Origin of the sequence: Streptosporangium sp. NPDC049046 (assembly GCF_040649155.1) — a bacterium.
Taxonomy (GTDB): Bacteria; Actinomycetota; Actinomycetes; order Streptosporangiales; family Streptosporangiaceae; genus Streptosporangium.
In genome coordinates, this window is the sequence record NZ_JBEZEZ010000039.1 from 64,380 (window position 1) to 72,975 (window position 8,596).

The 8,596-nt window shown below is 67.9% G+C and carries 9 protein-coding genes; 1 reads left to right on the forward strand and 8 read right to left on the reverse strand.

All coding sequences use genetic code 11. From position 1 onward, the window contains the following. Position 1: 1 nt before the first annotated feature. The 8 genes from AB0B96_RS36305 to AB0B96_RS36340 all read right to left on the reverse strand — a co-directional run bounded on the left by AB0B96_RS36305 (position 2) and on the right by AB0B96_RS36340 (position 7,313). Positions 2–202, reverse strand: coding sequence for a hypothetical protein (locus AB0B96_RS36305; protein WP_362906221.1), 201 nt, complete (start codon positions 200–202; stop codon positions 2–4). Then, entirely contained in the window at positions 199–1,659 is a 1,461-nt protein-coding gene (locus AB0B96_RS36310; protein WP_362906223.1) for an NAD-dependent succinate-semialdehyde dehydrogenase, read from the reverse strand. The genes AB0B96_RS36305 and AB0B96_RS36310 overlap by 4 nt, the downstream gene beginning before the upstream one ends. A 76-nt stretch (positions 1,660–1,735) precedes the next feature. Further along, positions 1,736–1,912 (reverse strand): hypothetical protein, encoded by a 177-nt coding sequence (locus tag AB0B96_RS36315; protein WP_362906225.1) that lies wholly within the window; start codon positions 1,910–1,912, stop codon positions 1,736–1,738. 23 nt (positions 1,913–1,935) lie between these two features. Beyond that, positions 1,936–3,012: an ABC transporter ATP-binding protein gene (locus tag AB0B96_RS36320; RefSeq protein WP_362906227.1), complete on the reverse strand. Its 1,077-nt coding sequence runs from the start codon at positions 3,010–3,012 to the stop codon at positions 1,936–1,938. Next, on the reverse strand, positions 3,012–4,079 hold the full coding sequence (locus AB0B96_RS36325; RefSeq protein ID WP_362906229.1) for an ABC transporter ATP-binding protein: 1,068 nt from the start codon (positions 4,077–4,079) through the stop codon (positions 3,012–3,014). Before AB0B96_RS36325 ends, AB0B96_RS36320 begins: the two co-directional genes overlap by 1 nt. Then, on the reverse strand, positions 4,079–4,990 hold the full coding sequence (locus AB0B96_RS36330; RefSeq protein ID WP_350949952.1) for a carbohydrate ABC transporter permease: 912 nt from the start codon (positions 4,988–4,990) through the stop codon (positions 4,079–4,081). The genes AB0B96_RS36325 and AB0B96_RS36330 overlap by 1 nt, the downstream gene beginning before the upstream one ends. Further along, positions 4,990–5,889 carry a sugar ABC transporter permease gene (locus AB0B96_RS36335; RefSeq protein ID WP_350949953.1) on the reverse strand — a complete coding sequence of 300 codons (900 nt, stop codon included), beginning with the start codon at positions 5,887–5,889 and terminating at the stop codon, positions 4,990–4,992. Before AB0B96_RS36335 ends, AB0B96_RS36330 begins: the two co-directional genes overlap by 1 nt. Before the next feature lie 47 nt (positions 5,890–5,936). Next, on the reverse strand, positions 5,937–7,313 hold the full coding sequence (locus AB0B96_RS36340; RefSeq protein ID WP_362906232.1) for an extracellular solute-binding protein: 1,377 nt from the start codon (positions 7,311–7,313) through the stop codon (positions 5,937–5,939). Positions 7,314–7,754: 441 nt separating this feature from the next. Between AB0B96_RS36340 and AB0B96_RS36345 the strand changes: the two genes are divergently transcribed. Beyond that, entirely contained in the window at positions 7,755–8,498 is a 744-nt protein-coding gene (locus AB0B96_RS36345; RefSeq protein WP_362906234.1) for a GntR family transcriptional regulator, read from the forward strand. The last annotated feature ends 98 nt before the right edge of the window (positions 8,499–8,596 follow it).

Sequence of the window (8,596 nt, forward strand, 5' to 3'; positions counted from 1 at the left end):
GTCAGTGCCTCTCTGGAACGTCGGCGGTGATTTGCTGGGCGGACGTCCAGGTCACCTGCGAGACCGGGACGGCGTCGGCAGGGTTGGCTGCCGGGTGGCGCAGGCGCGTGCCGGACTCCCGGATCCGGTCGTGCCCGGGCGCCCTCGGGTCCATCGCGATGCGGTGATCCTCGGTGGGCACCCGGAGCCGCAGGCCGGTCACGGTAGGTCGATCGCGGCGTAGGTGACGTCGAGGTACTCGAAGATGCCCTCGTGCGACCCCTCCTTGCCGATCCCGGACTGCTTCACGCCTCCGAACGGAGCCGACGGGTCCGAGATCAGGCCACGGTTGATGCCGATCATCCCCGTCTCCAGCCCTTCGGCGAACCGGAGCGCCCGCTGGAGGTCACGGGTGAAGACGTATCCGGCCAGGCCGTGCTCGGTGTCGTTGGCCTTCGCCATCACCTCGTCGTCGGACGTGAACGAGATGATCGGCGCCACCGGGCCGAAGATTTCCGCCTCCAGTATCTGCGCGTCTTCGGGCACGTCGACGAGGACCGTAGGCGGGTAGAAGTGGCCCGGCCCCTCCGGACGCTCGCCGCCCACCAGGACACGGGCGCCGCGATCGACCGCGTCGGCGACGAGCTCGTCGATCTTGGTGACCGAGGGCTCGTCGATCAGCGCCCCGACGTTCACGCCGTCGTCGAGACCGTGGCCCACCGAGAGCGCGGCCATCCGCTCGGCGAAGCGCGCCGTGAACTCCTCGCGCACCGGCTCCTCGACGTAGATCCGGTTGGCCGCGATGCAGGACTCCCCGATGTTGCGCATCTTGGCCACCATGGCACCGTCGAGCGCGACGTCCAGGTCCGCGTCGGCACACACGATCAAGGCCGCGTTGCCGCCCAGTTCCATGGAGGTGCGCAGCACGTTGTCCGCCGCCTGTCGGAGCAGCACGCGCCCGACCTCGGTCGACCCGGTGAACGAAAGCTTGCGGGTCCGGCGGTCGGCCAGCAGTGCCGAGACCACCTTGCCGGAACGCTTTGTCGTCACGACGTTGACGACGCCCGGGGGAACGCCGACCTCCTCCATGATGCGGGCCAGGAACAGCATGGTGAGTGGCGTCTGGGCTGCCGGCTTGGTGATCGTCGTGCAGCCCGCCGCCAGCGCAGGAGCGATCTTGCGGGCACCCATGGCCAGCGGAAAGTTCCAGGGCGTCACGAAGACGCACGGTCCGACCGGCTTCGGTACGGTGAGGATGCGATATCCACCGGCGGGAGCGGTGTTGTAGCGTCCCTCGACGCGCACCGCCTCCTCGGCGAACCAACGGAAGAACTCGGCGCCGTAGGCCACCTCTCCGCGAGCCTCGGCGAGCGGCTTGCCCATCTCGAGCGTTATCAGCCGGGCGACCTCCTCGGATCGCTCGGTCAGTGCCCGGTACGTCGCGGTCAGCAACTCCGACCGTTTTCGCGGCGGGGTCGCCGCCCACTCCGCCATCGCCTTGCTCGCCGCGTCCAGAGCGGCGAGCCCGTCCACGACGTCGGCGTCCGCCACCTCGGCGATGGTCTTGCCGGTGGCCGGGTCCTCGACGGCGAAGGTGGCTCCGCCGGCGGCGTCGCGCCAGGCGTCGCCGATCCGGAGCCGCCGGTGCTCGGGGGCCAGGACGTTCATCGGGTCACTCATCGCGTCGCCTCCTGTGATGTGCTTGGTGATGTCCGGCGTGACCTCCGCGGTCGCGCCACGCGCGTTGACGAACGGGTCACACGACCTCGTCGGGGTCGAGGTCGCCGAGCGGGTCGAACGTGGCCTCGGCCCTGGCCGCGGGGCGACACCCCGCGCCGCCGATCGCCTTCTCGGGCCATGGCTGCTTCGGCGTCGTCAGGCCGTGCTCACCGGTGACGGTCCGCCGAGGCTTGATCGCCTCGTAGGGGCGCATGTCGACGTCGTCGCCCCGCGCGGTTACCTCCCGGCCTCGGACAGCGCCAGCCCGGTGTCCGCGTCGAACAGGTGCGCACGGTCCAGGTCGACCGTGACAAGCAGCCGCTCGCCCGGCGTACCGGTGACGGTGGGTCGTGCCTTGATCTTGAGCATCTCCGTCCCCACCCGGACGTCGACCACCGTCCGGTCACCGAGCGGCTCAAGGCCGTAGAGCTCACCCGGCAACGACGCGCTCCCACGCTGCTCGACGGACAGGTCCTCCGCGCGCAGGCCCAGCAGCAGCGGACGACCGTCCTCGGCCGTGGTCCAGCGGGGCCGCGGCAGCGTCCAGCCTTCCGCCCCGACCAGACGATCTCCCTCGGCGTGGCAGGCGAGCAGGCTGATCGCCGGGCTCCCGACGAAGCCCGCGACCCACTGGTTGGCCGGACGCTCGTACACCTCGGCCGGCGTTCCGACCTGTTGCACCTTCCCCTCCTTGAGGACCGCGACCTGGTCGGCCATGGACAGGGCCTCGACCTGGTCGTTGGTCACGTAGACGAAGGTTCCCCCGAGGCTCCGGTGGATACGGGTGAGCTCGGTGCGCATCTCGACGCGGAGCTTGAGGTCGAGGTTGGTCAGCGGCTCGTCCATGAGGAACGCGCGCGGGCGACGGACCAGTGCCCGGGCCAGGGCGACACGCTGCATCTCACCGCCCGACATCTGCGCGGGACGACGCTGCAGCAGGCGTTCGATGTGCAGCAGACTCGACATCTTCTCGACGGCGGCGGCGATCTCGCTGGAAGAGCAGCGGCGTGCCCGCAGTGGTGAGGCGATGTTCTCGTACGCCGTGAGTCGCGGGTAGAGGGCGTAGCTCTGGAAGACCATGGCCAGGTCGCGTGCGGCCGGGGTGTCACCGGTCGCGTCCCTCCCGTCCAGGTGCACCGACCCGGCGTCGAGCTTCTCAAGGCCGGCGATCGCTCGCAGGGTCGTCGTCTTGCCTGCCCCGGAGGGCCCCAGCACGACGAAGAACGAGCCGTCCGGCACGTCCAGCGTCACCCCGTCGAGGGCCTGGACTTTACCGAAGGACTTGGACAGCCCGTGCACTGCCACGGTTCCCATCAGGCCACCAGCTCTTCCGTGCTCGCGTCGTAGACGGGCGGGGGCCCGCCGGTGTGCCGCAGCCCGACCGGCGCGTCGGCGGCGAAACGGACGGTCAGTGGCATTCGAACCCGTGCGTCGCGCCGGTCGCCGTGGTCGACCACGTAGATGATCTCGTCGCCCAGCCACTCCGCCGAGACCACGCGGGCCGGGACCGAACGTTCCGCCCCCGGTTCCGTGACTTCCAGCGCCTCCGGCCGGACGCCCGCGATCAGGGAACGGTCGCGCGGCAGGTTCGGCGGTGGCGTGAGGGCCAGTCCGCTCTTACTGCGCAGTTGCCCGTCGGCCAGCTCCACCTCGATCAGGTTCATCGGCGGGGAGCCGATGAACGCGGCGCAGAAGAGACTCGCCGGACGGTCGTAGACCTCCAGCGGCGTGCCGACCTGCTCGACGCGGCCCTTGTTGAGGATGGCGATTCTGTGACCGAGCGACATCGCCTCGACCTGGTCGTGGGTGACGTAGACCATCGTCGTCCCCAACTCCCCTTGGAGATGCTTGATCTCCGTGCGCATGTCCGCCCTCAGCTCCGCGTCCAGGTTGGTGAGGGGTTCGTCCATGAGGAACGCGCGCGGTCGTCGCACCAGGGCGCGAGCGAGCGCGACGCGCTGCTGCTCCCCGCCCGACAGCCGGTGCGGTCGCCGGTCCATGAGCGAACCGAGCCGCATCAGCCGGGCGGCCTCGTCGACCCGCTCCTGCACCTCCTGCTTGGGCAGTCCCTCGGCCCGCAGGGGGAACGCCAGGTTGTCGCGGGTTCTCAGATGCGGGTAGAGAGCGTAGAACTGGAACACCATGGCGATGTCGCGCTCGGCGGGCGGCAGGTCGTTGACCAGCGTGTCGCCGATGCGGATGTCGCCCGTCGTCTGCCTCTCCAGGCCGGCTATGGCCCGCAGCGTGGTCGTCTTGCCGCAGCCCGAAGGGCCGAGCATCACGAACAGCTCGCCGTCGGCGATGGACAGGTCCACATGCTCGACCGCGACCGTCCCGTCCGGGTAGCGCTTGTGCAGCGCGGTCACCTCGATGCCCGCCATCAGCGTCGCACCGCCCCGAGCGTCACACCGGCGACGAGGTGCTTGCGCACCAGGTAGGCGAAGACGAGCACCGGTAGGGCGAACACTATGGAGGCGGCGGCCACGAGACCCCAGTCCACAGTGGTTCCGCCGATGAGGCCGGCGATGGCGGGCGGGGCCGTCCGCACGGCGTCGCTGGAGGTGAGGAAGATGGCGAACACGAACTCGTTCCACGAGAAGATGAGGGCGAAGACCGCCGTCGCGGCGATGCCGGGCAGGAGCAGGGGAAGGGTGAATTTCCAGAACGCCTGCAGGCGGGTGTAACCGTCGAGCATGGCGGCATCCTCGTACTCCGCGGGCACCTCGTCGACGAACCCCTTCATCATCCAGATCGTGAACGGGACGTTGAACGCGGTGTAGATGAGGATCAGGCCGAGCTTGGTGTCGAAGAGTCCGACTTGGCGGTACATGAGGAAGATCGGGATCACGACCACCACGGGCGGCATGAACCGGGTGGACAGGATGAAGAACAGCTGGTCCTTCTTGGCCTTCACGGCGAAGCGTGAGTAGGCCCAGGCCGCCGGGACCCCCAGCACGGTGGCCAGCACCGTGGAGACCCCGGCGACCACGACGGAGTTGAGGAACGCGCCGGACAAGGTCGAGGGACCGCCACCGGAGGCGACGAACACGTCCTTGAAATGGTCCAACGTGACCGTGAAGTTGAAGAACTTGGCCGGGATGGCGTAGACGTCCCGGTTCTCCTTGATGGACGTCTCGATCATCCACAGCACCGGGAAGAGCATCACGGTGGCCAGCACGGCCAGCAGCGCGACCTCCAGCACGGCGCGTCCCCGGCCGCCGAAGCGGCGCCCTGGGGGCCGGTGATCCTGCACAGGACCTGGGGACACGGCCTCGTCGACGGAGACGGCCATCAGTCCTCCTTGAGCTTGTTCAGGTAGCGCATGTAGAGCTGCGCGAGGACGATGACGACGAGGACCATGAGGATTCCGTACGCCGAGGCGGTTCCGGTGTTGAAGCCCAGGAACGCGACCTTGTAGACGTGGAACGACAACGTCTCGGTGGAGACTCCCGGACCTCCGCTGGTGAGGATGTAGACGAGGTCGAACAGCCGGAAGGCCTCGATGGCCCTGAACAGCACGGCGATGAGGAGCAGCGGCCACACCAGCGGAAGAGTGATGGTGCGGAACCGGAACCACTCGGACGCCCGGTCGATCGAGGCGGCCTCGTACAGGTACTTGGGGACCGCGGTGAGGCCCGCGAGTGCGATGAGCATGATGAACGGCGTCCACTGCCAGGTGTCGACCACGATCAGGGAGATCAACGCCGTGTTCTGCCGGGTGAGCCACTCCACCTGCCCCAGGCCGAGCGAGCCGAGCATGCTGTTGATCACGCCGAACTGCGCGTCGAGCATGAATCGCCAGAACAGCCCGACCACGACCGGCGACAGCATCATCGGAACCAGGAACAGCGTGGTCAGCACTCCTCGCCCGTGCGTGCGCCGTGAGATCAGGTAGGCGATGGAGAAACCGAGCACGGTCTGCAGGGTGACCGCGCCGACCACGTAGATCAACGTCGTGAAGGCCCTCAGGTGGACCTGCGCCGAAGTCAGGATGGCGGTGAAGTTCTCGAACCAGACGAAGGTGGCGGCCCCCCCGCGGGTGGCCGAGTAGTCGGTGAACGACAGGTACAACGCCCACAGCAGCGGGAAAACCGACATCGCGAGCAACAACAGCAACGCGGGGGAGATGAAGGCCACCGTGAGCCAGCGGTCGCTCAGGTGGCGGGACCGCCCCGGTGCAGGAGGCGTCACGGACGCCTCCTGCACCGGGTGGTCCGTCGTCAGAGAGACGGGGTCACTCACAGTCCGCCGCCACCCTTGCGGCCGGCGGAGTCGAGCACGCCCTGCTGTTCCTTGGCGATGTCGTTGAGCGCGTCCTTCGGGTTCTTCGCGCCGTTGAGAGCCGCGTTCACGTTGGTGTTCTCGATGTCGATGAGGCGCGCGTACTCGGGTACGTTCCACATGTCCCGCATCCGGGTGACCGAGTCGGCGTACACCTGGTTGAACGGCCCGGCATTGAGGAACTCGGGCGAGGCCAGGGCGTCCGTACGCGCGGGCACACCACCGGCGGCCGCCCACTTCTTCTGGATGTCAGCCTGCTCGAACCACTTCATGAAGTTCAGGGCCTCCGCCTGCTTCTCCGCGGAGGAGTAGGCCGACACGTGCATCCCCATGCCGCCGAGCGGCACCAGGTCCGTCTTCTGCTTCGGCAGGGTGGCAAAGCCCAGCTTCTCGAGGATCTCCTCCCGCGTGGTGCCGAGCGTCGACTCCTTCGGGTCGAGCAGGCCGCCGCTCGCGGCGATCCAGTTGAACGCGATGCATGCCTTGCCCTGGGCGACCGCCGCGTTCACCTCGTCGATGAACCAGTTGCCGGAGCCCGCGGCGGTCAGCGGCTTCATCTTGTTGACCAGGACGTCCATCGCCTCCTGGCCTGCGGCGTCGTTGATGACGCCCTCGATCTTGCGCGCCTTGGAGTCCCAGAGTTTGCCGCCGTAGACGCCGTTGACCGTGTTGTAGGTCACGGCCGCGGCGTCGGAGCCGTTGGCCTGGTGGAAGGCCAGCCCGCTGACGCCGGGGTTGTCCGTCTGGCACTTCTCGGCGGCTGCGATCATCTCGTCCCAGGTCTGCGGCGGCTTGTCGCCGATCAGGTCCTTGCGGTAGATCATCGTCCAGGTGTCGCCGAGCAGCGGCAGGCCGTACAGGCTGGCGTTCTCGTCGCGCTGCCCGGTCTCCGCCTGGGGGTACTGGCCGTAGGCCGCCAGGAGGTACGGGTTGTAGGCGCTGACGTCGATGTTCTTCTTGACGAAGTCGGTGATGTCGAGGATGTTGCCGTTCGTCACGGCCTCACCGATGTGCTGCGAGTCCAGGATCGGGATGTCGAAGTCGGTCTTGTTCGCTGCGAACTGGGTGAACATCGCGTCGTGCCAGTTCGCGTTCGGCACGGTGTTGACCTTGATGGTCACGTTCGACCGCTCCTTGGTGTACTCCGCGTTCGCGAAGTCTTCCAGAGCTTTGGCGGGGGGCCACTCGAACCAGATGAAGCTGAGGGTCAGCGGGTCCTTGGTGAGCTCCGGGATGTCCGCCGGCGCCTTGGGGGCGCTCGCCGCGCCGTCGTCCTGGCCACCGCAAGCCGCCATGGTCGCGGCCATCACCATGGCCATCGTCGCCAGCTGCACCTTTCGAGTGGGAACGGACAGTCGTCCTATCCGCTTGGGATACCGCATCCTCTTGCCTGCTTTCTGGGGGGTGGGAACTTCTGGAGCCCTGCTGTGTGCTTCGCCGAGCAGTTGCTGGGTTGTTCGGGCCTGTTGCCGGCTGTCGCAGGGGCTGACCCGCGGACCGGCGTCACGAGTACGCCGCGACGTGATGGGCTTCAGGCAGTCGAGAGGTCCTTCGGTCCTTGTGGGCCCGATGGCGAATCGAGTAGGACGTCGAGCATGCTCATGGGAGCTCCAACTGATCGAAGCGGAGCGATGGCGGGCGGTTCCCCGATTGGTGAAGGATGGCTGGCATCCGTCACCTTTCCTATACGATCCGGGTGGGGGCGTCAATATCCCGTAGCGTTGCGACCGATGTCAACAGGTTCCCGAAGGCGCAAGAAAGGACCTCACGTCACGATGGACGACGAAGCGGTGATCGCGCGGCGCCGTGGGGCCACGAGAGGCGGAACGCCGCCGGGAAGATCTCGCGGCCGGCTTGCCGACGAGGTGTACGACACGCTGCTCGGACAGCTGATGTCGCTACGGATCGAGCCTGGCTCCCGCGTCACGATCGATGCCCTGGCCCGAGAGCTCGGGGTCTCGCAGACGCCGATCCGAGACGCTCTGAACCGCATGGAGGCCGAGGGCCTGGTCGTGCGTGTGCCCCACGCCGGCTATCGCATTCCCCCCCAGATCACCCGTGACCGATTCGAGGACATGGTTGAGGTCCGCCTGCTCCTCGAGCCGGCGGCGGCGCGCAGGTCCGCCGAACGCGCATCCTCGAAGCAGGTGGACGGTATGCGACGAATGCTGGAGGAGATGGCGGAGTTGGAGGGGGGCGACGGGGCCATGGCCTATGGCGCCTTCGGGCTACGCGACGCCGCTTTTCACGATCTCATCGCCCTGAGCGCGGAGAACCAGGTCATCCGCGAAGCGCTCGCCCGCCTGCACACACACGTGCACCTGTTCCGGCTTCTGCACGACACCCAGGTCACTCACCTGGCCATGGCCGAGCACGAAGAGGTTCTGGCCGCGATCGCCGCGCGTGATCCCGACGCCGCCGCCTACGCCATGCGTCGGCACATCCTGCTGTCCGGCGAACGGTTCCGGCGATTGTTCGACGAGGCCCAGGACGCGGACGGAATGGCGGCAAAGGCTTGACGGGCGGGCCGGGCCGAGGAATGCTAACCCAACCGGAGCGGATCGGATCGGATCGGATTGGATCCATCTCGCCCGCCCAGATACGAGGAGAAGCAGGT